The organism is Streptomyces sp. NPDC048288, assembly GCF_043201555.1.
GTDB lineage: Bacteria > Actinomycetota > Actinomycetes > Streptomycetales > Streptomycetaceae > Streptomyces.
The window spans coordinates 241,333-267,026 of the sequence record NZ_JBICZD010000003.1 but is presented as its reverse complement, the minus strand read 5'-3'; the positions used below and the strand labels follow the sequence as shown (position 1 = coordinate 267,026).

At 70.8% G+C, this 25,694-nt stretch carries 24 protein-coding genes; 12 read left to right on the top strand and 12 right to left on the bottom strand.

Annotated features, from left to right (window positions below):
* Positions 1-89: 89 nt before the first annotated feature.
* Complete coding sequence (locus tag ACGFZS_RS12450; protein ID WP_365687213.1) at positions 90-1,334, top strand: Ig-like domain-containing protein; 1,245 nt, start codon at positions 90-92, stop codon at positions 1,332-1,334.
* 51 nt (positions 1,335-1,385) lie between these two features.
* On the opposite strand, the gene ACGFZS_RS12445 is transcribed toward ACGFZS_RS12450, so the two are convergent.
* A complete protein-coding gene (locus ACGFZS_RS12445) occupies positions 1,386-2,012 on the bottom strand; it encodes a CGNR zinc finger domain-containing protein (RefSeq protein ID WP_393795051.1) in 627 nt (208 codons plus the stop codon).
* A gap of 125 nt (positions 2,013-2,137) precedes the next feature.
* On the opposite strand from ACGFZS_RS12445, the gene ACGFZS_RS12440 reads away from it, so the two are divergent.
* From ACGFZS_RS12440 to ACGFZS_RS12425, 4 genes are all read left to right on the top strand, one after another.
* Positions 2,138-3,364: an MFS transporter gene (locus tag ACGFZS_RS12440; RefSeq protein ID WP_393795050.1), complete on the top strand. Its 1,227-nt coding sequence runs from the start codon at positions 2,138-2,140 to the stop codon at positions 3,362-3,364.
* A gap of 163 nt (positions 3,365-3,527) precedes the next feature.
* Entirely contained in the window at positions 3,528-5,000 is a 1,473-nt protein-coding gene (locus ACGFZS_RS12435) for an ABC transporter permease (protein WP_393795049.1), read from the top strand.
* Between the two features lie 246 nt (positions 5,001-5,246).
* Entirely contained in the window at positions 5,247-5,930 is a 684-nt protein-coding gene (locus ACGFZS_RS12430; protein ID WP_359222259.1) for an ABC transporter ATP-binding protein, read from the top strand.
* 230 nt (positions 5,931-6,160) lie between these two features.
* A complete protein-coding gene (locus tag ACGFZS_RS12425; protein ID WP_393795048.1) occupies positions 6,161-9,469 on the top strand; it encodes a S8 family serine peptidase in 3,309 nt (1,102 codons plus the stop codon).
* Positions 9,470-9,576: 107 nt separating this feature from the next.
* Here the strand turns inward: ACGFZS_RS12425 and ACGFZS_RS12420 are convergent, their stop codons facing one another.
* Positions 9,577-10,476, bottom strand: a complete 900-nt coding sequence (locus ACGFZS_RS12420; protein ID WP_393795047.1) for a helix-turn-helix domain-containing protein — start codon at positions 10,474-10,476, stop codon at positions 9,577-9,579.
* Between the two features lie 174 nt (positions 10,477-10,650).
* Here ACGFZS_RS12420 and ACGFZS_RS12415 point away from each other — a divergent pair, with 174 nt between their 5' ends.
* The gene (locus tag ACGFZS_RS12415) at positions 10,651-11,694 is read left to right on the top strand and encodes an NAD(P)-dependent alcohol dehydrogenase (protein ID WP_393795046.1); all 1,044 of its coding nucleotides are present in this window, start codon (positions 10,651-10,653) and stop codon (positions 11,692-11,694) included.
* Between the two features lies 1 nt (position 11,695).
* Here ACGFZS_RS12415 and ACGFZS_RS12410 read toward each other — a convergent pair whose 3' ends face one another.
* From ACGFZS_RS12410 to ACGFZS_RS12400, 3 genes are all read right to left on the bottom strand, one after another.
* Positions 11,696-12,775: a FecCD family ABC transporter permease gene (locus tag ACGFZS_RS12410; protein ID WP_393795045.1), complete on the bottom strand. Its 1,080-nt coding sequence runs from the start codon at positions 12,773-12,775 to the stop codon at positions 11,696-11,698.
* A gap of 101 nt (positions 12,776-12,876) precedes the next feature.
* Positions 12,877-13,869: a FecCD family ABC transporter permease gene (locus ACGFZS_RS12405; RefSeq protein WP_393795044.1), complete on the bottom strand. Its 993-nt coding sequence runs from the start codon at positions 13,867-13,869 to the stop codon at positions 12,877-12,879.
* Positions 13,870-14,928, bottom strand: a complete 1,059-nt coding sequence (locus tag ACGFZS_RS12400; protein ID WP_393795043.1) for an ABC transporter substrate-binding protein — start codon at positions 14,926-14,928, stop codon at positions 13,870-13,872. It lies immediately after the preceding gene.
* Positions 14,929-15,010: 82 nt separating this feature from the next.
* On the opposite strand from ACGFZS_RS12400, the gene ACGFZS_RS12395 reads away from it, so the two are divergent.
* Positions 15,011-15,394, top strand: coding sequence for a VOC family protein (locus ACGFZS_RS12395; protein ID WP_393795042.1), 384 nt, complete (start codon positions 15,011-15,013; stop codon positions 15,392-15,394).
* Here ACGFZS_RS12395 and ACGFZS_RS12390 read toward each other — a convergent pair.
* Positions 15,376-16,179, bottom strand: a complete 804-nt coding sequence (locus tag ACGFZS_RS12390; RefSeq protein ID WP_393795041.1) for a hypothetical protein — start codon at positions 16,177-16,179, stop codon at positions 15,376-15,378. The two genes, ACGFZS_RS12395 and ACGFZS_RS12390, sit on opposite strands and share 19 nt — an antisense overlap.
* A gap of 36 nt (positions 16,180-16,215) precedes the next feature.
* Complete coding sequence (locus tag ACGFZS_RS12385; protein ID WP_393795040.1) at positions 16,216-17,370, bottom strand: serine hydrolase domain-containing protein; 1,155 nt, start codon at positions 17,368-17,370, stop codon at positions 16,216-16,218.
* Positions 17,371-17,567: 197 nt separating this feature from the next.
* Between ACGFZS_RS12385 and msrA the strand changes: the two genes are divergently transcribed.
* On the top strand, positions 17,568-18,080 hold the full coding sequence (gene msrA / locus ACGFZS_RS12380; protein ID WP_393795039.1) for a peptide-methionine (S)-S-oxide reductase MsrA: 513 nt from the start codon (positions 17,568-17,570) through the stop codon (positions 18,078-18,080).
* Between the two features lie 29 nt (positions 18,081-18,109).
* Here the strand turns inward: msrA and ACGFZS_RS12375 are convergent, their stop codons facing one another.
* Complete coding sequence (locus ACGFZS_RS12375) at positions 18,110-19,141, bottom strand: threonine/serine dehydratase (protein ID WP_393795038.1); 1,032 nt, start codon at positions 19,139-19,141, stop codon at positions 18,110-18,112.
* Positions 19,142-19,251: 110 nt separating this feature from the next.
* Entirely contained in the window at positions 19,252-20,358 is a 1,107-nt protein-coding gene (locus ACGFZS_RS12370; RefSeq protein ID WP_393795037.1) for a WD40 repeat domain-containing protein, read from the bottom strand.
* A 353-nt stretch (positions 20,359-20,711) separates the two neighbouring features.
* Here ACGFZS_RS12370 and ACGFZS_RS12365 point away from each other — a divergent pair, with 353 nt between their 5' ends.
* Positions 20,712-21,935: a vanadium-dependent haloperoxidase gene (locus ACGFZS_RS12365; RefSeq protein WP_393795036.1), complete on the top strand. Its 1,224-nt coding sequence runs from the start codon at positions 20,712-20,714 to the stop codon at positions 21,933-21,935.
* Positions 21,936-22,044: 109 nt separating this feature from the next.
* On the opposite strand, the gene ACGFZS_RS12360 is transcribed toward ACGFZS_RS12365, so the two are convergent.
* Both ACGFZS_RS12360 and ACGFZS_RS12355 read right to left on the bottom strand, forming a co-directional pair.
* Positions 22,045-22,710: a hypothetical protein gene (locus tag ACGFZS_RS12360; RefSeq protein WP_393795035.1), complete on the bottom strand. Its 666-nt coding sequence runs from the start codon at positions 22,708-22,710 to the stop codon at positions 22,045-22,047.
* 17 nt (positions 22,711-22,727) lie between these two features.
* Entirely contained in the window at positions 22,728-22,925 is a 198-nt protein-coding gene (locus ACGFZS_RS12355; protein WP_393795034.1) for a hypothetical protein, read from the bottom strand.
* Between the two features lie 312 nt (positions 22,926-23,237).
* On the opposite strand from ACGFZS_RS12355, the gene ACGFZS_RS12350 reads away from it, so the two are divergent.
* The 3 genes from ACGFZS_RS12350 (at position 23,238) to ACGFZS_RS12340 (ending at position 25,261) form a co-directional block, all read left to right on the top strand.
* Entirely contained in the window at positions 23,238-23,726 is a 489-nt protein-coding gene (locus tag ACGFZS_RS12350; protein ID WP_393795033.1) for a hypothetical protein, read from the top strand.
* A 170-nt stretch (positions 23,727-23,896) separates the two neighbouring features.
* The gene (locus ACGFZS_RS12345; protein WP_393795032.1) at positions 23,897-24,520 is read left to right on the top strand and encodes a hypothetical protein; all 624 of its coding nucleotides are present in this window, start codon (positions 23,897-23,899) and stop codon (positions 24,518-24,520) included.
* Between the two features lie 93 nt (positions 24,521-24,613).
* Positions 24,614-25,261 (top strand): class I SAM-dependent DNA methyltransferase, encoded by a 648-nt coding sequence (locus ACGFZS_RS12340; RefSeq protein ID WP_393795031.1) that lies wholly within the window; start codon positions 24,614-24,616, stop codon positions 25,259-25,261.
* 65 nt (positions 25,262-25,326) lie between these two features.
* On the opposite strand, the gene ACGFZS_RS12335 is transcribed toward ACGFZS_RS12340, so the two are convergent.
* A complete protein-coding gene (locus ACGFZS_RS12335; RefSeq protein WP_393795030.1) occupies positions 25,327-25,527 on the bottom strand; it encodes a hypothetical protein in 201 nt (66 codons plus the stop codon).
* Positions 25,528-25,694: the final 167 nt, after the last annotated feature.

Sequence of the window (25,694 nt, the reverse complement as noted above, 5' to 3'; positions counted from 1 at the left end):
GGAACGGGACGGCACGGTCGTGGCGTTGAAGGTTCTTGACGGGGATTTCCGGTGTGTTCGCGGACTCGGCAACGATGGAGAAGCGTGTGATGACGGACAGTAAGCGGCGCAAGGGCCTGGTGGCCGCGTCCGCACTGCTCGGCGGTGTTCTGGTGCTCACGGCGTGTTCCGGCAGCGACGACAAGGCGTCCGGCAGCGGTGAGACCTCGCAGACCCAGGCGGACGAGGCCGCGGCCAAGAAGTCCTCCCAGGCGCAGATCACCATCACACCCAAGGACGGCTCCAGCGGCGCGTCCATCAACAACTCCGCCGCGGTCACGGTCAGCAAAGGCACCCTCACCGGTGTCACCATGACCGCCGCCGACGGCAAGACGGTCGCCGGCGCGCTGTCCGCCGACAAGACGAGCTGGAAGCCCTCCGCCCAGCTGGAGCGGTCGACCACCTACAAGGTCGCCGCCGAGGCCAAGGACTCCGCCGGCCTGGTCGCCCACGAGAACGCCTCGTTCACCACGGTCTCGCCGTCCAACAGCTTCATAGGCTATTTCACCCCGGACGACGGCTCCACGGTCGGCGTCGGCATGCCCGTGTCGATCAACTTCGACAAGGCGATCACCAACAAGGCCGCCGTCCAGAAGGCCGTCACCGTCACCTCCAGCAGCGGCCAGGAGGTCGCCTGCCACTGGTTCTCCACCCAGCGCATGGACTGCCGCCCCGAGGACTACTGGAAGGAGAACTCCACCGTCACGCTGAAGCTGTCGCTCGACGGTGTCGAGGGCGCCTCCGGTGTCTACGGCGTGCAGCAGAAGACGGTCACCTTCCACATCGGCCGCAACCAGATCTCCTACGTCGACGCCAAGACCAAGCAGATGAAGATCACCCAGGACGGCAAGGTCGTCAAGACCATCCCGATCTCGGCCGGTTCGCCCGAGAACAAGACGTACAACGGCATCATGGTGATGTCGGAGAAGTACAAGGAGACGCGCATGAACGGCGCGACCGTGGGCTTCACCGACAGCGACGGCAAGGGCGAGTACGACATCAAGGACGTGCCGCACGCCATCCGCCTCACCAGCTCCGGCACCTTCCTGCACGGCAACTACTGGGGCGCCAAGTCCGTCTTCGGCGCGGTGAACACCAGCCACGGCTGCGTCGGCCTGTCCGACACCAAGGGCGCCAACGACACCAGCACGCCCGCCTACTGGATGTACACCCACTCGATCGTCGGTGACGTCGTGGTCGTCTCCAACACCGGCGACAAGACCGTCTCCCCGGACAACGGTCTCAACGGCTGGAACATGAACTGGGCCGACTGGAAGGCCGGTTCGGCCGTCTGAGCCCTCCGCCCGCACGCGCCTGAGGCGGCCGCCCCTCCCGGGGCGGCCGCCTCACGCGTTCGGGGCCGCGGTCCCGTGCGCCGAGGCGTGCCTGGTGCGCCAGGTGCTCTTCTTGGCCTGGTTGCCGCAGGTCTCCATCGAGCACCAGCGGCGGTTTCCCGGGCGTGAGGTGTCCAGGAACCAGGCGGCGCAGTGGGTTCCCGAACAGGCGCGCACCCGGTCCAGGGCGGGGGAGGTCGCCAGCGCGAGCGCGTCGCGCGCGATGTCGGCGAGCACCGCGCCCACCGGATCCGCGGCGGTGTACGTCACGGTGCCGTCCGCGTCGAGCACCGGCACCGGGGGTGCCGCGGCGGCGGCCTCGTTCAGCAGTCTCCGCTCGTCCGCCGGGCAGCCGCCGGGTCCGGCGGGCGAGCGGGCCGCCGTCAGCAGGGCGTGCACCGCCTCCCGTACCGCCCGCGCCCGGTGGAGCACCTCCTCGGCCGGGGCCGGGACGGCCGTGCCGTCGGGGTAGGGGCCCAGCTGGGCGACCCAGGCGGTCAGGGCCCCGGGGGTGTCCAGTTCCTCGGTGGCGTCCGCCGCGCCGCGCAGCCGGAGCGTGCGCATGAAGTCCAGGCAGATCCGGCCGGCGCCGGTACGGAAGCGGGGGGCCGGGGGCACGGGCACGGGCGCGTCGGGCATGCCAACCACCCTACTGGGGAACCGGTTTTACTGGTACCGTCGGGAACCGGTTAAAGCGGTTCCTGAAGTTGTGTGCTTCCTCCCTCTTCCTCCCTCTTCCTCCCCTTCCTGGCGAGAGGTGTGCCGTGTCCGCCGGACCTTCCTCCACTGCCGCGCCGGCGCCGAGCCGGCGTCTGCTCGTGCTGCTCTCCGTCGCCTGCGGTGTCGCGGTGGCCGACATCTACTTCCCGCAGGCGATCAGCCCGCTCGTCGCCGACGACCTGCGGGTGTCCCCGGAGTCCGCGGCCGTCGTGGTCACCTGCGCCCAACTCGGCTACGCGGCCGGCATCTTCCTGCTGGTCCCGCTCGGCGACCGGCTGCGCCACCGCGGCCTGGTCACCACCCTGCTCCTATTGACCTGCGCCGGACTCGTCCTCGCGGGTACCGCGACCTCCCTGCCCGTCCTCGCCGTCGCCGGCGCGCTGGTCGGCCTGACCACCGTGGTCCCGCAGATCCTCATCCCGATGGCGGCGGGCCTGGCCGCCCCCGAGCGCCGCGGCGCGGTCACCGGCACCCTGCTGTCGGGCCTGATCGGCGGCATCCTGCTGGCCCGCACCTTCTCCGGCACCCTCGGCGAGTGGCTGGGCTGGCGCGCCCCCTACCTGGTGGCCGCCGGCCTGGTGCTGGTCCTCGCCCTGGCGCTGGCCGCCGCGCTCCCGGCCACCACACCGAGCACCGACCAGCCCTACCCGGCCCTCCTGGCGGCCTCGGTGCGCCTGCTGCGCACCGAGCCGCTGCTGCGCCGCTCGGCCCTGTACCAGGTACTGGTGTTCGCCGCCTTCAGCGCCGCCTGGACGGCCCTCGCCCTCTATCTCACCGGCCCGGCCTACCACTTGGGCACCCCGGCCGTCGGCGTGCTCGCTTTGGTGGGGGCGGCCAGCATGTTCGCCACACCGGTCGCGGGGCGCCGCACCGACCGGCGGGGGCCCGACGCCGTGAACCTGGTGTGCATGGTGGGTGCCGTCGCCGCCGGCGCCCTGCTGCTGACCGGCCGGCTCGGCGGTGCCGTCGGCCTGGCCGGGCTGGCCGCGGGCATGCTCCTGCTCGACGTGGCCGTGCAGTCCGGCCAGGTCGCCAACCAGGCCCGTATCTTCCACCTCCGCCCCGAGGCCCGCGCCCGGCTCAACACCGCCTACATGACCTGTGCGTTCCTCGGTGGCAGCGCCGGCTCCTGGCTGGGCGTGCGCGCGTACTCCGCCTTCGGCTGGAACGGCGTCTGCGGTCTGGTCGTGCTCCTGCCCGGCCTCGCGCTGCTGCGGCACCTGCTGCCGGCCGCCGAGACGACGGACCGGGTGCCGAGACGGACCGGGTGAGCGGCCCGGGGCGGCAACTCCCCCGCCCCGCCCGGCTCTCCACCCGTCCCGGGCCGGCGCTGACAGCTCGGTGCGGGGACTTTCCTGGCCTCCGTACAGCCTTCTCATGCATCTCTTATTTGGGCCTTATCGAGCCATCACGGTGCGTCCCTAACTTGCGGTCATGTTCTTCACCTACCTGAGGCGCGAACTGCGCCGCCGCAGAAAGGCGGCTCTCGTCGTCGCCTCCGGCCTCGCGCTGGGAATCGCGCTGGTCATCGTGGTCAACTCCGTGTCCAACGGCATGGGGAAGGCACAGGACAAGGTTCTCCAGTCGCTGTACGGCCTGGGTACGGACATGACGGTCACCAAGGCCGCGTCGGCGTCCACGAGCGCGTCCCAGCGGCCCCGCTTCAACTTCGACGCGCAGAACAACGGCTCGTCGAGCACGCAGAGCAGTGACCGCGTCATGGTGCAGGGGTTCACCACCCTCGCCTCCTCCACCGTCACCAAGGTCGGCGACCAGAAGGGCGTCGCGACCGCGGTCGGCGGGCTGAACCTCAACGTCGTCAAGATCAGCGGCCAGTTCACCCGCGGTCAGTTCCAGCAGAACGGGAACGGGAACTCCGGCGGCGGCCAGGGCGGACCCGAGGGCGGCGGCAACAGCCAGCCGCAGGGCGAGGTCCAGGGCGGCGGCGCCAACTTCGACGTCAACTCGTACTCGATCTACGGAACCGACGTCACCCAGACCGGCATCGGCCCGCTGACCTCCTCGAAGATCACCAGTGGCCGTACCTTCAAGACCACCGAGACCGACGCCAAGGTACTGGTGGCCGACTCGGCTTACGCCAAGGAGAAGAAGTACAAGGTCGGTTCGACCGTCACCATCAACAAGGTCAAGTTCAAGATCGTCGGCATCGCGACCGCCGACAGCGGTGACGCGGCGGCCAACCTGTACATGCCGCTGAAGCAGGCGCAGACGCTCGCCGACGAGAAGAACAAGGTCACCACGATCTACGTCAAGGCGACCGACTCCAAGCAGATCTCCTCGGTGAAGAAGACGATCCAGAGCAACGTCTCGGGTACGACGGTCACCACCTCCGCCGACCTCGCGGACACCGTCTCCGGCTCGCTGTCCACGGCGTCCTCGCTCGCCACCAACGTCGGCAAGTGGCTGTCCATCGCGGTGCTCGTGGCCGCGTTCCTGGTCGCCGGTCTGCTGACCTCCTCGGCGGTCTCCCGCCGGGTCCGCGAGTTCGGCACGCTGAAGGCGCTGGGCTGGAAGTCCGGCCGGGTCACCCGGCAGGTCGTCGGCGAGGCCATGGTCAACGGCCTGGTCGGCGGTGCGCTCGGGATCGCGCTCGGCCTCGCGGGCGCGTACGTCGTCACCGAGATCAGCCCCACCCTGGAGGCCTCCCTCGGCAGCGGCGGCGGTGGCGGCAACACGGGCGGCGGCCCGGGTGGCGGTGGCGGCTTCGGCGGCCCCGGCCGGCAGGCCGCCAAGACCCTGGAGGTCGCCCTCACGGCTCCGGTCAGCATCACCACCATCGGAGTGGCGGTCGGCCTGGCCGTGGCCGGCGGCCTGATCGCCGGCGCCTTCGGCGGCTGGCGCGCGTCCAGGTTGCGGCCGGCGGACGCACTTCGGCGCGTCGAGTAGCCGACGTCCGGTGGGGGCGGGGGTGGGGACGCTTACCGGCGCTGGCCGGGTGCCGCTGCGCCCACCCGTGCCGCCCCTAGCGGCACGCATGCCCGCAGCTAAGAAGCTGCGGCGATTGCAGCGCCCCGTCAGGGGCGCTGGGGGTCCCCCCGGCCGAAGGCTGGGGGAGGAACTGCGCGACCAACCCCCACCCGCCCGCGGCCGACGACGTAACCGCCCCACCCCAAAAACCCTCCAGGAGCCACCATGTACGAACTCAGAAACGTCACCAAGCTCTACTCACGGGGCAAGGACACGATCCGTGCCCTCGACGGCATCGATCTCACCATCGCCGACGGCGACCGTCTGGTCATCCAGGGCCCGACCGGCGGCGGCAAGTCCACCCTCCTGCAGATGCTGGGCGGGCTCGACCGCCCCTCCTCCGGCGAAGTCGTGCTCGACGGCACCGACATGGCCAAGCTCTCCGAGGCGAAGCTCACGTCGGTCCGCAGCGAGAACATCGGCTTCGTCTTCCAGTCGTTCAACCTGATCCCGACGCTCACCGCCCAGGAGAACGTCGAGACCGCCCTCGTCCCGCTCGGCGTCAAGACCAAGGAACGCCGCGAACGTGCCGCCGAGGCGCTGACGTCGGTCGGTCTCGGCGAGCGCCTCGGTCACCTCCCCGGCGAGATGTCCGGCGGCCAGCAGCAGCGTGTCGCCATCGCCCGGGCCCTGGTCAAGCAGCCCAAGGTGCTGCTCGCCGACGAGCCCACCGGCAACCTCGACGAGGGCATGCGCGACGAGATCATGGACGTACTGGAGCGCATGTGGAAGGAGCACGGGCTGACCTTCATCATGGTCACCCACGACTCCGCGATCGCGAAGAAGGCCCCGCGTCTGGCGACCATCCGCAAGGGCAAGATCACCGTCAAGGAGAACGCCGGCGCATAGCATCGAACCCTCGCGCACGACCGCGCGGTTGTGTAACGGTGTTCACCCCGGCGCGTAACAGTTCTCACGCACTCTTCTTACCGGCCTCTCATCTCTTGAGCCCGCTGATCACCCCCCGGCATACTCCGTATACCGGGGGGTTGACGCATGTGCGTACGAGGCTGCCCCCGGCCGGGTGAACGGGGAATTCGCCCGGCACACCGTCTCCAGGGGGAGTCTTGCGCAGACAAGTGAAAAGAGCCGCCGCGGCCACGGTGGCCACGGCGGCAGCCGTCGCCCTCGCCGCGGGCATGACCAGCCCGGCCTCGGCGAAGCCGGAACAGCGTGCCGCCGCGACCGCCGCGGCCGCCTCTTCGCTCACCGCCAAGCACCACGTCACCCTGATCACCGGCGACCGGGTCGCCCTCGACGCCAAGGGCCGGGTCGTCGGCCTGGACCGGGCCAAGGGGCGCGAGCACATACCGTTCCGGATCAGCAAGGTCGACGGGCACACGCTCGTCGTCCCCGGCGACGCCGTCCAGCTGGTCGCCTCCGGCAAGCTGGACCAACGCCTGTTCGACGTCACGGAGTTGAACAAGTCCGCGACCCGAAAGGCGCAGCAGAACGGCCTGAAGGTCATCGTCGGCTACACCGGCGCCGCCGCGGCCACCAAGGCCGACGTCCGGGACGCGGGCACCCTGCGGCACAGCCTCAGGACGCTCAACGCCGACGCCGTGCAGACCCCGGTCAAGGACACGCCCGAGCTGTGGGACGCGGTCACCAACGGGGACAAGGCCGCCTCCGGCATCGCGCACGTCTGGCTCGACGGCGTCCGCAAGGCCAGCCTCGACAAGTCCGTGCCGCAGATCGGCGCGCCCACCGCGTGGGCGGCCGGCTACAACGGCAAGGGCGTGAAGATCGCCGTCCTGGACACCGGTGTGGACGCCACCCACCCGGACCTCAAGGACCAGGTGATCGAGTCCAAGAACTTCACCTCGGCCGCCGACGCCACGGACCACTTCGGCCACGGCACGCACGTCGCGTCCATCGCGGCGGGCACCGGCGCCAAGTCGCACGGCAAGTACACGGGTGTCGCGCCCGGCGCGAAGATCCTCAACGGCAAGGTCCTGGACGACACCGGCTCCGGTGACGACTCCGGGATCCTCGCCGGCATGGAGTGGGCGGCCGCCCAGGGCGCCGACATCGTCAACCTGAGCCTCGGCGGTTACGACACCCCGGAGATCGACCCGCTGGAAGCCGAGGTCAACAAGCTCTCCAAGGACAACGGCATCCTGTTCGCGATCGCCGCGGGCAACGAGGGCCCCCAGTCGATCGGTTCGCCGGGCAGCGCGGAGTCCGCGCTCACCGTCGGCGCCGTCGACGGCAACGACAAGCTGGCGGACTTCTCCTCCACGGGCCCGGCCGCCGACGGCTCCATCAAGCCGGACGTCACCGCGCCCGGCGTCGACATCACCGCGGCCGCGGCCAAGGGCAGCGTCATCGACCAGGAGGTCGGCGAGAACCCGGACGGCTACCTGACCATCTCCGGTACGTCGATGGCGACCCCGCACGTGGCGGGCGCGGCGGCGATCCTGAAGCAGGAGCACCCGGACTGGGGCTACCAGCAGCTGAAGTCGGCCCTGACGGGCTCCGCGAAGGGCGGCAAGTACACGCCGTTCGAGCAGGGTTCCGGCCGGATCGCCGTCGACAAGGCCATCAAGCAGACCGTGCTCGCCGACCCGTCGTCGGTGAACTTCGGTGTGCAGCAGTGGCCGCACACCGACGACACCCCGGTCACCAAGCAGCTGACCTACCGCAACCTCGGCACCTCCGATGTGACGCTCACCCTGAAGTCGACCGCCACCGACCCCAAGGGCGCGGCGGCCCCGGCCGGCTTCTTCACGCTGGGCGCGAGCACGGTGACCGTCCCGGCGGGCGGCACGGCCTCCGTCGACGTCACCGTCAACACCAAGCTGGGCGGCACCCTCGACGGCGGCTACTCGGCGTACGTGACGGCGACCGGCGGCGGCCAGACCGTCCGCACCGCCGCCGCCGTGCAGCGTGAGGTGCAGTCGTACAGCGTCACCGTCAAGCACATCGGGCGCGACGGCAACCCGACGGGCGTCTACAACACCGCCCTGATGGGGTACTCGGGCATCGGCAACGGACAGGCCATCAACGTCCCGCCGACCGACTCCGGGACCACCACGATCCGGGTGCCGAAGGGCACGTACCTGCTCGACGCCTGGATCGCGAAGGACTTCACCACCTTCGACGGCGGTCTCGACTGGCTGGTCCAGCCGAAGCTGAGCGTCACCCAGGACCTCACGGTCACGATCGACGCCCGCACCACCAAGGCGGCCGACATCACCGTGCCGGACACCCAGGCGAAGCCGCGCACCGCGGTGATCGACTACATGTACGACCCGGCCGGCATCGGCTTCGGGATCGGCTTCGACTCCTTCGAGAAGATCCGGGTCGCGGGTCTGGGCGGCGAGGTCGCCAGCGGTCTGACCCAGACCTGGAGCGGCCAGTTCACCAAGGGCGACAAGGAGGAGTACGACGTCGCCACCAGCGCCCAGGTCAAGAAGCTCCAGGGCGGCAAGGTCCGGCACTTCAAGACCTCCGAGCTCGCCACGGTGAAGAACACCGTCGGCGCCTCCGCCTCCAACAAGACCGGCGCGGTCAGCCCGTGGGGCATCGTCGGCGAGGACTTCGTCGTGGGCGACGCGGTGGAGCAGAAGCTGCCCGGCACCCGTACCTTCCACGTCTCCACCGTCGACGGCGCCCAGTGGGCCTTCGACGTCGCCCAGTACTCCGGCCACGACGCCCAGGGCTTCCCGGTCGCCGACGCCTTCTACACGCTGGGCGACCCGAAGACGTACAAGGCGGGCCAGACCTACAAGAACACGTTCAACGAGGCGGTCTTCGGCCCGCACCTGTCGTCCGAGTTCGGTCTCTTCCGCGACGGCAACCAGATCTACGGTGTGGTCCCGCTGTTCTCCGACAGCGCAAAGCACCCCGGGTCCTCCGACTTCCTGTCGGTGAACACGACCCTGTACCGCAACGGCACCAAGGTGGGCTCCAACAAGGACCCGCTGTTCGGCGGCGAGGCGTTCACCGTGCCGTCCGCCGACGCGGAGTACAAGCTGACCACCTCGGTCATCCGCTCGGTCAAGGTCGCCGCCGCCTCCACCCGGATCGACGCCAGCTGGACCTTCCACTCCAAGAAGCCCAGTGGCCTGATCCCGGCCCAGCTCCCGGCCTCCACCGTCCACTTCGGTGCCAAGACCGGCCTGGACAGCCGCGTCGAGGCGGGCAAGAAGGTCACGTTCCCGGTCACCGTCGAGGGCGCGGCCGCCGGCCGCAACCTGAAGTCCCTCTCGGTGTACGTGTCGTACGACTACGGCAAGACCTGGAAGAAGCTGACCGTCAGCCACGGCAAGATCACCGTCAAGAACCCGGCCAAGGGCAAGGCCATCTCGTTCCACGCCAAGATCGCCGACAAGAAGGGCAACAAGTCGACGATCTCGATCTACAACGCGTACTACGCCAAGTGAGCGCGTCGACCGCTGAGTAGACCCCCAGCGAGCGGCCCGTCGGAAGCGCGGCTTCCGGCGGGCCGTTCCCCATGTCCGAGGGTCCGGGGCGTGGTGCGGAGCGTGGCTCAGGGCGTGGCGGCGACCCGGGTAGCGTCCGTGCCCCAGCTGGCCAGCAGCCGCAGCGCGTCCGCCGACGCCGAACCCGGCTCCGCGTGGTACGTGACCAGGGCCTGGTCCGCGTCGTCCGGCATCCGGAACGACTCGAAGTTCAGCGACAGCTCACCCACCAGCGGGTGCCGCATCCGCTTCAGCCCGTGGCTCTTCTCCTTGACGTCGTGCGTCGCCCACAGCCGGCGGAACTCCTCGCTCTTCACGGAGAGCTCGCCGACCAGCGCGGACAGCCGGGGATCGTCGGGATAGCAGCCCGCGTCCATCCGCAGCTGGCAGACGATGTCGATCGCCTTCTGCTCCCAGTCCACGAAGAGCTCCCGGTACTGGGGGCGCAGGAACGTCAGCCGCGCCCAGTTGCGCTCCGCGGCCGGCAGCTCCCCCCAGTCACCGAAGACCGCCGCCGCCATCGGGTTCCACGCCAGGATCTCCGAGCGGCGCCCCACGATGTAGGCCGGTACGCCGTCCATCGCCTCCAGCAGCTGCGCCAGCGCGGCCCGCACCTGCTGCGGCCGCGCCGGCCCCTTCTTCTTGTGCTGCTTGCCCTTGGCGAGGTGCATGAGGTGCGCGTGCTCGGCGTCGGTGAGCCGCAGCGCACGGGCGATCGCGTCCAGCACCTCCGCCGACACGTTGCGGCCGTTGCCCTGCTCCAGGCGCGTGTAGTACGCCACCGACACCCCGGCCAGCTGCGCCAGCTCCTCGCGCCGGAGCCCGGGCACCCTGCGGTGCCGCCCGAAGTCCGGCAGCCCCACGTCCGAGGGGAGCAGCCGGGCCCGGCGGGTGCGCAGGAACTCGCTGAGCTCGGCACGCCGGTCCAGGGACGCCGGTTCGGAGGAGGGCAGGGGATGGTCTTCCATACATCCAGTATTCACGGTCGTACGTACAGGTACCTGACCCCGCCAGTGGTAGGAACGGCGGACGTACGCAGAGGCGGGGGCTGGGTGACGGACGTAGCGTGGAGGAGTCTGTAGACGTGCCCGGGGCGGAAGAAGGCGACCGGGCGCGAAGACACCTCTAGGAGAACCCCCCTCATGACCACTGTTGCTGCTTACGCCGCGCCCGCCGCCAAGGCTCCGCTGGAGCGGACCACGATCGAGCGGCGCGCGGTCGGCGAACACGATGTCCTGATCGACATCCAGTTCGCCGGAATCTGCCACTCCGACATCCACCAGGCCCGCGAGGGCTGGGGCACGGCGATCTTCCCGATGGTGCCCGGTCACGAGATCGCGGGCGTCGTCTCCGAGGTCGGCCCGGGTGTCACCCAGTACGCGGTGGGGGACCGGGTGGGCGTCGGCTGCATGGTCGAATCCTGCCGCGAGTGCGACAACTGCAGGGCCGGTCTCCAGCAGTACTGCACCGGCGGCGGCCCCACCTGGACGTACAACGGCGTCGGCAAGGACGGGCAGCCGACCTACGGCGGTTACTCGCAGAAGATCGTCGTCGACGAGGGCTTCGTCGTCCGCATCCCGGACGGCCTCTCCCTCGACGTGGCGGCCCCCCTCCTGTGCGCCGGCATCACCACGTACTCCCCGCTCAAGCACTGGAACGCCGGCCCCGGCAAGAAGGTCGCGGTCGTCGGCCTCGGCGGCCTGGGCCACATGGGCGTGAAGATCGCGGCGGCGCTCGGCGCCGAGGTCACCGTGCTCTCCCAGTCCCTGCGCAAGAAGGACGACGGCCTGAAGCTGGGCGCCACCGACTACCGCGCGACCAGCGACCCGAAGACCTTCGAGGACCTCAAGGGCACGTTCGACATCATCCTCAACACGGTCTCGGCCCCCCTCGACTTCGACGCCTACCTGTCGCTGCTGCGCACCGACGGCGCCATGGTGAACGTCGGCATCCCCGAGGAGCCGGTCCACATCCTCCTGTCCTCCGTGTTCGGCAACCGCCGCACGCTGAGCAGCTCCGGCATCGGCGGTATCCAGGAGACCCAGGAGATGCTCGACTTCTGCGCCGAGCACCAGCTGGGCGCCGAGATCGAGCTGATCGGCGCCGACCAGATCAACGAGGCCTACGAGCGGGTCGTGCACAGCGACGTCCGCTACCGGTTCGTGATCGACACCGCGACGATCTGAGTCACCTCCGTCTGCCCAGCAGATACAGCAGGTAGGGACCGCCGACCAGGGAGGTCAGCGCACCCACCGGGATCTCCAGCGGAGGCACCAGGGTGCGGGCCACCAGGTCGGCGGTCACCAGCACGACCGCGCCCGTCAGCGCCGAGCAGACCAGCGGCAGCTGAGGGGTGCGGGTGAGGCGCCGGGCCAGCTGGGGCGCGGTCAGCGCGACGAACCCGATCGGCCCGGCGGCGCCGGTCGCGGTGGCGGCGAGCACGACGCCGAGGGCGGTGAGGCCGAGGCGGACGCGGTCGACGCGGACCCCGAGACCGGCGGCGGTCTCGGGGTCGAGCCCGAGCGGCCGCGCCGCCCGGCCCGCCCACACCAGCCCCGGCAGGGTCAGCACGAGGACGACGGCGAGCGGGCCGGCCTGCGCCCAGCCCCGCCCGTTCAGACTCCCGGTCAGCCACAGCTTGACCTGCTCGGCCGCGTCCAGCTCGCTGTCCGTGAGATACAGCTGGACGACGGCGGACAGCGCGACGCCGATCCCCACACCCGTGAGCACGAAGCGGGCGGGCTGCATGCCGTGGCGCCACGCGAGGGCGTAGACGAGAGCGGCGGCGACCAGTCCGCCGCCGACGGAGACGAGGGGCATCGCGGAGGGCGAGGCGACCGCTCCCGTGGCCAGCGCGAGCACGGTCGCGGCGGCGGCGCCGTGCCCGACGCCGATGACGTCCGGGCTGGCGAGCGGGTTCCGGGTGACGGTCTGCACGAGGGCTCCGCCGAGACCGAGGCAGACGCCGACGAGGGCGCCCACGACGATGCGGGGTGCGCGGAGCTCGTTGACGATCAGGGTGTAGGGGGTGTCCTCGCCGCGGAGGGTGCGCCAGACGGTGACGGGGGACAGGGAGGTCTGTCCCAGGCAGGCGGAGGCGGTCATCGCGAAGGCGAGGAGGGCGAGCAGGGCGAGGGCGACGATCATTGATCGCTTGTGGAGGAGAAGGGAAAGGCGGGGGTGGGGGCGTAGTGCTATGGCCGCGGGCCGGTGGGGGCTGGTCGCGCAGTTCCCCGCGCCCCTGACGGGGCGCTGCAGTCGCCGCATCTTCTTAGCTGCGGGCATGCGTGCCGCTAGGGGCGGCACGGGTGGGCGCAGCGGCACCCGGGCGGCGCCGGTGAGCGAAACGCCCCTACGCCGGGTACGCCTCACGTCACGGCCCCTTTCCTGCGTACCAGTGCCACCAGCACCGGCACCCCCACCAGCGCGGTCATCACGCCGGCCGGGACCTCGGCAGGAGCCCGCACCACCCGCCCCAGGACGTCGGCCGCGAGCAGCAGGCCCGCTCCCAGCAGCCCCGACAGCGGCAGTACCCGGCCGTACCCGCCGCCCCTCACCACCCGCCGTGCCAGGTGCGGCACCACCAGCCCCACGAACGCGATCGGCCCGGCCGCCGCCACCGCCGCGGCCGTCAGGAGCGTTGCCCCCAGCGCCGCGCAGGCCCGGACGGTGTGGACCCGGTGGCCGAGCGCGCGGGCCGTCTCGTCGCCGAGGGCGAGTGCGTCGAGGCCCCGGGCGCAGGACAGGACCAGGACCGCGCCGGCCGCGAGGAACGGCAGCATCCGTACGACCGTCCCGGCGTCGCGCCCGCTGAGCGCACCCACCTGCCAGAACCGGAACTGGTCGAGGGTGGCGGAGCTGGAGGTGAGGACGACGGTCGTGGCGCCCGCGGTCATCGCGGACAGGGCCGTGCCGGCGAGGGCCAGCTTGACGGGGGACGCCCCGCCCCGGCCGCGCGCCGCGATCCCGTAGACGAGGCACGCGGCGAGGACGGCCCCGGTGAAGGCGTACCAGACGTACGCCCCGAAGCCGTGGGCGGCACCGCCGAGGACGAGGGCGAGGACCACGCCCGCCGCCGCGCCCTGGCTCAGCCCGAGGATGCCGGGGTCGGCGAGCGGGTTGCGGGTGACCGCCTGGAGGGTGGCCCCGGCGAGGCCGAGCGCGGCGCCCGCGGTGAGGCCGATCTCGGTGCGGGGCAGCCGCAGGGACCGTACGACCAGGGCGTCCGGTGACGACCCGCCGTGCAGCAGGGCGTCGAGCACGGTGGCCGGCGGTACGGCACGGGTGCCGACGGCGAGGCTGAGCAGGGCGACGACGGCCACCGCGAGGGCGGCCGTCGGCCAGACGAGGACGCGGCGCACTTACCGGAGGTGCTCGGCGAGCTGTCGTACGACGAGACGGGCGGCCGTGGGACCGGCGTTGAGGTACCAGGGGTCGTCGTCGACCTGGACGGCGTGCCCGGCCTCGACCGCCTTCAGGGACTTCCACAGCGGCCCGGCGAGCACGGTCGCCGCGTCCGTCTTCGCCGCGTCGCCCTGCACGGAGTAGAAGATCCAGTCACCGTCGGCGGTGTCCACCTTCTCGGCGCTGATGTCCTGCGAGATGGCGTTGAACCGCTGGGACGCGGGGCGGGAGAGGCCCATGTCGACGGCGATCGAGCCGGTGAAGGAGGAGACGCCGAACATCCGCGTCCGGTCGGGGGTGAAGCGGACCATGGACACCGTGGTCCGCCCGTCCAGCGCGGACCCGCTGGCCTCGGCGTTGCCGACGATGCCGTCGAGCAGCTCCTGGGCCTTCTGCCCCTCGCCGACGGCGTCCCCGACCAGCAGCAGGTCACGCTTCCAGTTGATGCCCTGGCCGGCGGTGACCACGGTGGGCGCGATCTTCGACAGCTGGGGGTAGAGGTCGCCGAGCGAGTCGTTGACCAGGATCAGGTCGGGCTTCGCGGCGGCCAGCGACTCCAGGTTGGGCGCGGTGCGGGTGCCCGCGTCGGTCATCGCGGCGAGCTTCTTCTTGTCCTTCGGGAAGGCGTCGGCGAGGTAGTCGGGGACGAGTCCGGCGTTCTCGGCGCGGGTGGAGGCGGTCGGGACGATGCCGAGGGTGAGCAGGTCGTCGAGCTGCCCGGTGCTGAGCACGGCGATCTTCTCGGGCCGGGCCTTGATGGTGGTCGTGCCCTCGAAGTGGGTGATCGTGCGCGGGAAGACGCCGTCGGCCGCGGTGTCGGAGCCCATGCCGTCGGAGAGGGCGCTCGGCGCGGCGGAGGGGCCCTCGGAGGCACCGGCGACCTTGTTCACGGTCCCGTCGCCGTGCGTGGCACCGGCATCGTTGTCACCGTCGGACGAGGAGCAGCCGGCCAGCAGACCGCCCGTCACGGACAGGGCGGACACGGCCAGGACGGCCCTCAACCTGAATGCGCGCACGACTGACTCTCCCGATCGGTAACTAAGGCAAGGCTTACCTTAACCGGTACCGGGAGTACGTTGGACAGGAGGAGGTCCCACGATGACCGTGAACCTGAACCACACCATCGTCGCCGCCCACGACAAGCACGCGTCGGCCAGGTTCCTCGCCGACGTCCTCGGGCTGGAAGTCGGCGCGGACTACGGCCCGTTCGCCCCGGTCGCGCTGCCCAACGGCGTCACCCTCGACTACATGGACACCCCCGGGAACATCCCGCCCCAGCACTACGCCTTCCTCGTCTCCGAGGACGACTTCGACGAGATCTTCACCCGCATCCGCGACTCCGGTCTCGCCTACTGGGCCGACCCGTCCCACAGCCGCCCCGGCGAGATCAACACCAACGACGGCGGCCGCGGCACCTACTTCGACGACCCCGACGGTCACCGCCTGGAGATCCTCACCAGGCCCTACGGCAGCGGCGGCTGACCCAGCGGCACGGACTCGCCGGGCGCGTAGGACCGTACGACCGCACCCGCCGCGCGACCGTCGTGGCTGCCGCGACCGTCGTGGCCGTCGTCCGGCGGTTCGGTGGCCGGTCGTACGTCGTGTGTCGGCCGTACGAGGTGGACCTGTCCGCGCCCGCCGACCCGGCCCTCCCCGCCGTCCACCTCCAGCACGGTGTTCTCGTCGAGCGCGACTCCGTACGGCACCGAGCCGCGCGACACGGCCGCGACCAGCCGGCCCAGCGTGCCCCACTGCGCCGCGTGCACGTCCACCGCGAAGGGGACGAGCCCGAGCCCCGGCCGTACCTCGACCTCCTCAAGATCCTCGGCGGTGTCCGGCGGGCAGACCGGGACGCCGTCCACCAGCCAGCCGCCCAGCACGGCCCGCCGGGCGGCGAGGGCGGCACCGGCGGAGAAACCGGCGTACGGGATGCCGCGTTCGGCGAGCACCTCGGGCAGCCGCTCCAGGCACCCGGCGAACACGTCCTGGTAGGCGGGCGTCAGACCGCCGCAGACCAGGATCCCGTCCCAGCCGTCCTTCACGAGCACATCCGCCTCGAACCGCCCGCCCACCGGGACCGGCAACGCCACCGGCTCGCACTCCCCGGCCCGCCGCAACGCCCCCGCGTACCGCGCGAACTGCTCCTCCCCGTCGCCCTCGTCGACGAGCACACAGCCGATCCGCCCGCCGCCCGCGGCCCGCAGCAACGGCCCGTACACCTCGGGCGCGTCCCAGCCCCCGCCGATGAGGGAAACCCCACCGCTCATTGCGCTTTTCCCCTCCTTGCGAAGCCCTCCGCCCGGTCAGGCGTGCAGGCCCTTGAGGCCGTCCTGTGCGGCCATGACCAGCTCGACACCCCGGTTGTCGGCGGCGGGTTCGCGCATCTGGTTCGTGACGTACGCGAGCGTCATCCGCTCCTCCGGGTCCACCCAGACGAGGGCGCCGCCCCAGCCGCCCCAGCCGAGGGCGTTGCCGAACAGGCCGTAGCCCAGGCCGTACCGGGCCGGCATGCCCAGCACGCGGTCCTCGCCCTCGAACTGCACCTCCCGCGCCCGCGCACACCCCTCCGGCGACAGCACGCGCACCCCGCCGACGGTTCCGCCGCAGGCGAGCAGCGACTGGACGAGGGCGACCGAGCGGGCGTTGCCGTAGCCGCTCGCCGCGGGGATCTGCGCGCGCCGCCAGGCGAGGCTGTTGCCGTCCCGGAGGCGGAGGGTGGTGGCGGTGCGGGCGGGGGCGCCGGGGTCTTTCTCGCCGTCGGCTTCTCCGTTCGCCGCGTCGGCGGCTTCGCTGCTCGCCGCGCCGGCCGCGTAGTTCTCGTCCTTGCCGGGTGGTGGCACGGTGAGCGCCACCCGTCCGTCGTGCTCGGCACCCAGCCCGATGTGGAAGTCCGCGCCCAGCGGCCCGGCCACCTCGGCGGCGAAGAACTCGCCCAGGCCGCGGCCGGTGATCCGCCGCACCACCTCGCCCACGAGGAACCCCTGGGTGAGCGAGTGGTACCCGGCGGCGGTCCCCGGCTCCCAGCGCGGCGCCTGACCGGCGAGCCGCGCCGTGGCGGCGGCCCAGTCGTACAGCTCCGCCACGGGGCCCTCCCAGTCGGGCAGCCCCGCGGTGTGCGCGAGCAGATGCCGTACGAGCACCCGCTCCTTCCCGGCTTCGGCGAACTCCGGCCAGTACCGCGAGACGGGAGCCTCCGGATCCAGCTCACCCCGGTCGACGAGCACCAGCGCGCACAGCGCGGTCATCGTCTTGGTCACGCTGTACACGCCGACGAGCGTGTCCCGCTCCCACGGCACACTCCGTCCGGCGTCGACGAACCCGCCCCACACGTCGACCACCGGCTTCCCGTCCACGAAGACGGCGACGGCACCGCCCGCGTCCCCCTCGTCGAGCAGCGTGGAGAGCAGGGCGGGCACGGCGGTGAAGAGTTCGTCGTAGGACCCGTGAATGTCGGCCATGGGCGCCATTGAGCCCGTCGCCACCCGCTGACGCAACCGAATTCCCGTCACGCGGAACGTCGGCGCCGTCACGCGGACCGTCGGTACCCTCGTGTGCCGAGCGCCCTCGGGTGCGGAATTGCGGGGGCCTCTCGCGCGTTGAGCTGGGCAGGTGACTGACCGAACTGACCGAGCTGACAGATGTGGGAGGAGCCGGAATGACTGCGCAGACGCAGCGGGCCGTGCTGGCGGGCGGATGCTTCTGGGGGATGCAGGATCTGATCCGCCGGCTTCCGGGGGTGACGGCGACCAGGGTCGGCTACACCGGGGGTGACGTGCCGAACGCCACGTACCGTAACCACGGCACGCACGCGGAGGCCATCGAGATCCTCTTCGACCCCGAGAAGACGGACTACCGCGCGATCCTCGAGTTCTTCTTCCAGATCCACGACCCGAGTACGAAGAACCGCCAGGGCAACGACATCGGCCTCAGCTACCGCTCGGCGATCTACTACGTGGACGACGAGCAGAAGCGGATCGCCGAGGACACGATCGCGGACGTGGACGCCTCCGGGCTGTGGCCGGGCAAGGTCGTCACCGAGGTGGAGCCGGTCGGCCCCTTCTGGGAGGCCGAGCCGGAGCACCAGGACTACCTGGAGCGCTACCCGGAGGGCTACACCTGCCACTTCCCGCGCCCGGGCTGGCGCCTGCCCGCCCGCGCGGAGGGCTGACACCGCGAGCGTCGTCCCGGGAGCAGGTGTCAGGACTCGCGGGACTCGGACTCGCGGGACTCGCCTGATTCGTGGGCCTCGCCTGATGGGTGGACGAGGGGCGCGGTGACCCAGCGCCGATAGGCGTCCGGGTCGACGTTGCCGCCGCACACGATGGTGACCACGTGCCGGCCGGCGAAGCGGTCACGGTCCTCCAGGACCGCCGCGACGCCGAGCGCGGCCGACGGTTCGACGACCAGGCCGGCGTGGTCGAGGAGGATCCGCATCCCGGCGACGATCGATGACTCCCGGACCAGGACGGCGTCGTCGGCGACCAGGAGAAGGTCGTCCAGGACGGCCGGGATGGGGTACCGGCTGGCGACGCCGTCGGCGATGGTGTCGGCCGAGTCGGTGGTGACGACGCGCCGCCGGCGCCACGAGTGCGTCATCGCCGGTGCGCCCAGCGGCTGGACGCAGATCACCTCGGCGTGCGGCGCGTAAGCCTTCACCACATGCCCCACCCCGGTGGCCAGCGCCCCGCCGCCCAGGGCGATCAGCACGGCGTCGAAGGACGGCGCGGCGTCCACCAGCTCCAGGCCGATGGTCGCCGCGCCCTCGCAGGTCTCGATGTCCAGGCTGTCCTCGACCAGCCGGATGCCGTCGCACCGCGCGATCGCCGCCGCCCGCTCCCGAGCCGCCTCGTGATCGCCGTCCACCAGCTCGAGCCGCGCACCCAGCGCGCGGATGCGCTCCAGCTTGGCCGCGGTCGCGAACCGCGAGGCCACCACGGTCACGTCCAGTCCCCGGCCGCGGCCGGACCAGGCGAGCGCCTGACCGAGGTTGCCCGCGCTCGCACACACCACGGCCGCCCCACCCTGCCCGGCCGGCATGCTCACGACCACCTCGGTGCCGCGGCCCTTGAAACTGCGGACCGGGTTCGCCGTCTCCAGCTTGATACTCACCGCGCACCCGAGGACCGCTTCCAGCGCCTCGCAGCGGTACAGCGGGGTATCGAGAAAAACCGGGTCGATCACCTGCCGGGCCGCCCGGATCCGGGCGGTGTCGAGGCGCGTCTTCTGCATGACGGAGCAGCGTAGCGCCGCCGACACGGCTTCCTCGGGCGGGAGGACGCGGATCCCGTGGGCGGGTGCGGGACGCACCTTCACCGCGCGCATCGGGAAATGCCGTACCGTCAGCCCGTTTCCCAGAGCCTCACCGTGGTGTCGACGCCGCAGCCGGCGAGCAGCCGTCCGTCCGGGCTGAACGCCAGACCTCGTACGGCCTTGCGGTGGCCGGTGAGGTGGGCGGTCGCTGTGAGGTGCGTGGGGTCGGTGACGTCCCACAGGGTGACGGCCGCGTTCTCGCATCCGGAGGCCAGCAGCCGTCCGTCCGGGCTGAACGCGACCGCGTACATCTGTCCCGTGTCCCCACCACCGGCCAGGGGGAGGCTGCCGGTGCCCGTTCGCACCGGATACGCCGGGTCACTGACGTCCCAGACCATGACGGCTCCGTCCCGCCACGACCCGTTGGTGCCGGAGACAACGCCCACATCCCCGCTGGCGGTGGCCAGTAACAGCCCGTCCTGGCTGAATCCCACCGCATGGACGGCAGGTGCCCCGCCCGACAGGAACGCCTTGGGCCATTCACGGGCCTGCGGCCGGACGACGGCGGTTCGGACCGGACGCATCGGCTCGCCGGCATCCCACAGCACTCCGGTGTTCTTGTCGCCGTCGGAACCCGTGGCCAGCAGCCGTCCGTCCGGACTGAACGTCACCGCCCTGACGGGACCCGACCGCCAGACATGCCGCTGGTGGGTGACAGGGGCGCCCCGGCTCGGCCGTGCCGGGTCGGAGATGTCCCAGACGATCACGGCACGGTCGCTGGCGCAGGCGATGAACCGTCCGTCCGGGCTGAAACCCGCCGCGTGGACACCGCCTTGCCGCCAGCCGTCGCGGAACAACCAGCCGGGGCGTTCATGGACAAGGGTCGCCGACCGGGTCGGGTGCGCCCGGTCCGTGACGTCCCACAGGATCACGCTCCAGTCGGCGCTTCCGGAGGCCAGCAGCCGTCCGTCCGGGCTGAACGCCACCCCGTTCACCGCCCCGCGATGGCTGGTGAGGCCGGCTGCCCGGGCCGGGTGGGATGCGTCCGTGACATCCCAGAGAACCACGGTCCTGTCGCTGCTCCCGGAGGCCAGCAGGCGTCCGTCAGGGCTGAACGCCACCCCGTTCACCGCTCTGCCGTGCGCGCTGAGGGTGGCGACCGGTCCCCACGTCGGAGGCGGCGACGGCTGTCCCACGAGTGCCATGGTGCAGTCTCGCGCGATCCGCAATCACGGGGAAGGCGGAGCACCGCCTTCCGCCTTCGACGGCGCCTTTTCGACCTTCCCGCCTCGCGGCGAGTTGTCTTGCTCCCTCGGTGAGCCATTGCTAAGCCTTTTGGGCATTTTGTGCATTCGACTCAAGGGAGCAAGTTATGCATCAAAAGCCCCCTCCTCCCGTTCCTCCCGCTCCGCCGCGTTCACGTGTCCGGGGATTCATCAGCGCCGTCGCGGCCATCGCCCTCGTGACGCTCACCGCCGCGACAACTCCCCCTGAAGCCCCCGAAACTCTCTCCGACGCGCACCCCCGGACCGCGGCGGACCCCGCAGCCGTGGTCCGTGAGTGGAACGCCACCGCCACCGACACGATCAAGGCCGGCCTCGGCCCACGCCCCTCCGGGCAGGCGGCGATCTGGGAGGGGTTCGTCTCCGTCGCCGTGTACAACGCCGTGGTGGGGATCGAGGGCGGCTACGCCCTGTACAAGTGGCACGAGCGCGGTCCGGCCAAGGCGTCCTCCGCCGCGGCCGCCGCCACCGCGGCCCACGACGTGCTGCTCACCTGCTTCCCCGCCGCCAAGACGCGACTCGACACCGCCTACGCCGACTCGCTCGCCGCTCTCCCGGCCGGTCACGCCAGGGACCAGGGCGTGACCTACGGAAAGCGCGCCGCCGCCCGCGTCGTCGAACTCCGGGAAGGGGACGGACGGTTCGCGGACGTTCCCTTCACCGCTTCCCCGGCACCGGGGGTCTGGCGGCCCACCCCACCCGCGTTCCAGCCCTTCATCGACACCTGGCTCGCCAGGCTCCGCCCCCTCCTGCTCACCTCCCCGCAACAGTTCCGCCCCGGCGCGCCCCCCGCCCTCTCCTCGGCCGCCTACGCCGAGGACATCCAGGAGCTGAAGACCATGGGCGCGAAGACCGGCTCGGGCCGGAGCGCGCAGCAGACCGAGACCGCCCTCTTCTTCAGCGGCAACCTGGTCGAACAGGTCCAGGCGGCGGTACGGGACCACGCCGCCCGGCACCGGCTCGGCGTCACCGAGACGGCCCGGCTGTTCGCCGCGGTGAACGCGGCGGCGACCGACGCCGCCGTCACGGCCTGGGACGCCAAGCTCCACTACGGCACCTGGCGGCCGATCACCGCCATCCGCCTCGCCGACACCGACGGCAACCCCGCGACGACGGCGGACCCTGCCTGGGAGCCGCTGCTCGTCACCCCGCCGCACCCGGACTACGTCGCCGGTCACACGACCGTCGCCGCCGCCGTGGCCCGCGTCCTGACCGGCGTCCTCGGCACCTCGCACATCGACCTCCACGTCCCCTCCGACGCCACCGGCACCACGCGGTTCTACGGATCCGCCGACGACTTCAACCGCGACGTCATCGACGCCCGCGTCTGGGGCGGCGTCCACTCCCGCACCGCGGACCTCGCCGGCTGCCGAGCCGGCACCCACCTGGCCGCCTGGGCTCTGGACCACTACTTCCACCCCACCCCGCCGAAACGAACAACCCACCCCCACACCCTCACCGAGCCGAAATGCACCAACCACACCGACTGAACCACCGCCCCGCGGAGATCCCGACACCGAGCCGGGGCCTCCGCCCCCACCTTGAACCTAGCCGCGTGGGACCACGGGGTCGGGACGCACGAGCGAGTGTTCGGCGGCTTCAGTACCAGCGGACTTGGCCGGCTGCTCCCTGCCCTGTGAGCGCGGCGTGACGGAGAACCCGCAGCGGGCCGTCAAGAAGCTCGTCCGCGTCGTGGGCGGGATCGTCACCCAGGCCGGTCATCCACGCGTTGATCCGCTCGATTGCGTCACGGCGTGCGGTTCCCGTGAGGACAAGGCTCTTCTCAACGGTAGGCAGATGAGCGCGGACCTGCTCGGCGTTGAGCAGAAACTCCCCGAACCAGCCTGGTAGCCGCAGCGTCGCGTCGGGACCCAGCGCGTAGGCCAAGGCGGAGAACGGGCCGGCCTTGCGTGCCGTGGCCGCGAACAGACCTTCCTCGACGTCGCATGGAAACTGATCCATGACCATGTCACGCAGCCTCTCCGCGTGTTCGGAGTCGTCGTAGCAGGCGTCGAAGAACGCGCTCAGCCGGAAGGCGTCCTCGGCGGCGCTCCAGTCGCCGGGAGAGCTCGTCGGCGGAGTGAACATGGACGACTGCGCCGTGCTTCGCCACCAAGCCAGCTCCCCAGCCACGTCACAGTGCCCCGTTGCCGACGCCGAGTTCCGGCCCGAAGCGCTCAGCAGACTCCGTACCTCCTGTTCAGACACCGCGCCGACGATCCACACACCTGTGACGCTCATCTCCGACCCCTTCTGCTCCTCCACCGGAACCCGGGCAAGTCTCAGCCGTCGGTATGACGATCGTCCGTACGGGACAGCAGGATCCGATCGTTCGGCCAGGCCGGAGCGACGACTTCCGGACTCCGACGACAGGACAGGTCGGCGACGGCGTCGGAGAGACCGTGTCCGTCGTGGGAGACCACCATCACCACATCGTGGCCGGTGTCGGGGGCCGTCGCGAAGCCGGTTCCGCATCGCACGCTGACAGGCCGAGAGTTCGGGCTCTTGACCGGACTGCCCGACCGGGGCGTCTCCTTCTTCCACTTCGCCTTGCTTGGCGGGCGATACGTTCCGCCCGGCAGACGGCCACCACCAGCAGTATCTTGACCGCAATGTCAACGTCAACGTCAACGGCCACGGCGAACCGGCGTTTCCCGTCCGATCGGTGTGGCTCCAGCCAAGGGGTGAGTCTCGCCATGGACCCTGCTCTCCTGGCGGCTTTGTGGAGAGAACGGCACCCGTCGGGCCCTCCCGTCGCTCACACGTTCCGCACCAGGTACGCGGATCGCTGGGTGCGCTTTCACAGCCTCCCCGGCTCGAAGCGCTACCCGGAGTCCGAGGACGAGTACGCGATCGTGCTGAACCGGTACAACACCATCCTCGACGAGTTGTTCGCGGGTACGGATGTGTTCGTGGTGACCATGGACTGGTCGAGCACACCGACCGGTCCCGCCGGACACTCGAATCTACGGCAGGCGTTGCATCCTGACGGCATCCGCTGGTGGATCGAGCCGGATCACGACGATCCCGACCCCGAGTCCCGCATTCACACGCGTCTGTACGTCGACCGACGCCCGTGGGAACGCGGCTGCGCCGACGAGTTGCTGCGAGCCGTCGCGGACGATGCACTCGCCGAAGTCTTCTTCACCGACACGGAACTTCGGCGCATCCACCACCCGTACGACGGCGGCGCAGACATCATCCTCGCCTCGCCCGGCGAGCGCGACCGTGTCCGTGACCGGCACGCAGACTGGCTCTCCGGCCACCCGGCCGGCCTCTGAAAGGGGAACCCGGCGACCGCGTCCACGACAGGACCCCTCGCCCGGCCGCCACTGATGCGAGGGCCGGAGCTGCGGCAGACTGCGCATCAAGCGGGACGTGGACCCGCTCTGTCGCCGACCTTCAATAGTGGTGTGCGTCGTGCAGGCCAAGGCCGTTAGGGTGCGCCGTCATGGGCACGGACATATACGGCGGGATCGAGTTTCGTCATACCTATGCCGGCACCGACGACTACGACGGCGAGCCATGGGTGGCTGCCATGGATCTGTGGCCGCTGTATGACGAGACCGACTACACGGCCTTCGGTCTTCTCTTCGGAGTACGCAACTACGCGGGCTTCCCGCCGCTCGCACCCGGTCGTGGTCTTCCCGCCGATCTGTCGAGCGGTATGCGTTTGCAGTTGGGCTCCTGGATCGAGCGGGGTGAGATGGACGCCGCGAGTTGGGTCAGCTGGGGCGAGCTCGCCTCTCTCGATCCCACGACCGGGCCCGAGCAATTCGTCGGCCGCGTGACCTGGTACGAGAAGTCGCTGCCGTCGATACGGCACCGCCGGCCGGTATCCCATCAGTGGTCATCGGAGTTCGTGTCCCTGGTGGGCGTGCCGCCGCTCGACCGTCGCAACCCTTCAGAACCTGTTGAGTGGTCCACCCGCGATCTGGTCTGTGTCTACGAACCACTGACCGCGGGCGCTGTCCTGGGGGCGGGGACTCAGTGGCCGCACGTCTTCGCTGTGATGAAGGCTCTGGCCGGCCGATTCGGTGACGACGGAGTCCGCCTGGTCGTGGCGTTCGACTGACTTCCGTCCCCTCTCAAGTGGCCCGGTTTGAACCGTAGTTGATCTCACCTGGCCTGATTCGCGATCCTGATCACTGCACTACTCTGTCGAGCCATGAACGCGGACCGTTGGTTGGCAGACACCCGGACCTCCTACGACACGGTCGCGGACAACTATGCTGACCAGCTGCGCGAGGCTCTGGCTGGAGCGCCGTATCTTCGGGCGGCTCTGGCGCTGTTCGCCGACTTGGTGCACACCGCTGGCGGCGGGCCGGTGGCGGACGTGGGCTGCGGACCGGGGCACGTCACCGCTCACCTGCACAAGCTGGGTTTGGACGCTTTTGGCATCGACCTGTCATCCGGAATGATCGACGTGGCTCGACGTGACCACCCCAGCCTGCGGTTCGACGTGGGCTCGATGACCGACCTCGACCTCGCCGATGCTTCAGTCGTCGGCCTACTCGCATTCTGGTCGTTGATTCACGTCCCCGACGAAGCAGTGCCCACGGTCTTCGGCCACTTCCGGCGCGTGTTGCGTCCCGGTGGACCACTGCTGCTCGGCTTTCACGTCGGCGACGGGTCGAGGCTGAAGACGCAGGGCTACGGCGGCCACCCGATGAACGTCCACATCCACCGCCGCCGGCCTGACCAAGTAGCGGCCTGGCTACGCAATGCCGGGTTTGCCGTCGAGGCCCACATGCTGATCGACCCTGACGAGAACGTTCCAGGCGCAGTCCTCTTCGCGCGCCGTCAGTCCCCTTGAGTCCCGCGCGTGCCACCACCACTGCCGCGGAAGCGGCCGCTCAAGTGAAGGGTCGGCCTCGTGCGTCACGGTGCGTAGTAGTCGGCGTACCGGGCGGAGTGTTCCTTGGCGGAGAAGCCATCGAAGTCGCCGGCCGCTTCGCAGCGGATCAGCCGTTGCAGCGCCGCCTCGGCTTCGGGCAGCCGCTGGCCCGACAGGAACGTCTTGGTCCTGACCAATCCGCTTCCGCACAACAGCTGGATGCCGATCGAGCCGTCCGCGTCCATGCTGGCGGTTGTCGCCGTCCCCCTGCGCACGCTTCTCCAGCCGCGTCTGTGCGGTGAACAGGTCTCGCACTTCGTCGAGGTCCGCGCCTTTGGGGGGGGTAGGCCATAGCGGTGCAGGCTCTCGTCTTCGTCCATCACCATGCCTTCTCGACGGGAGTGGACCGGTC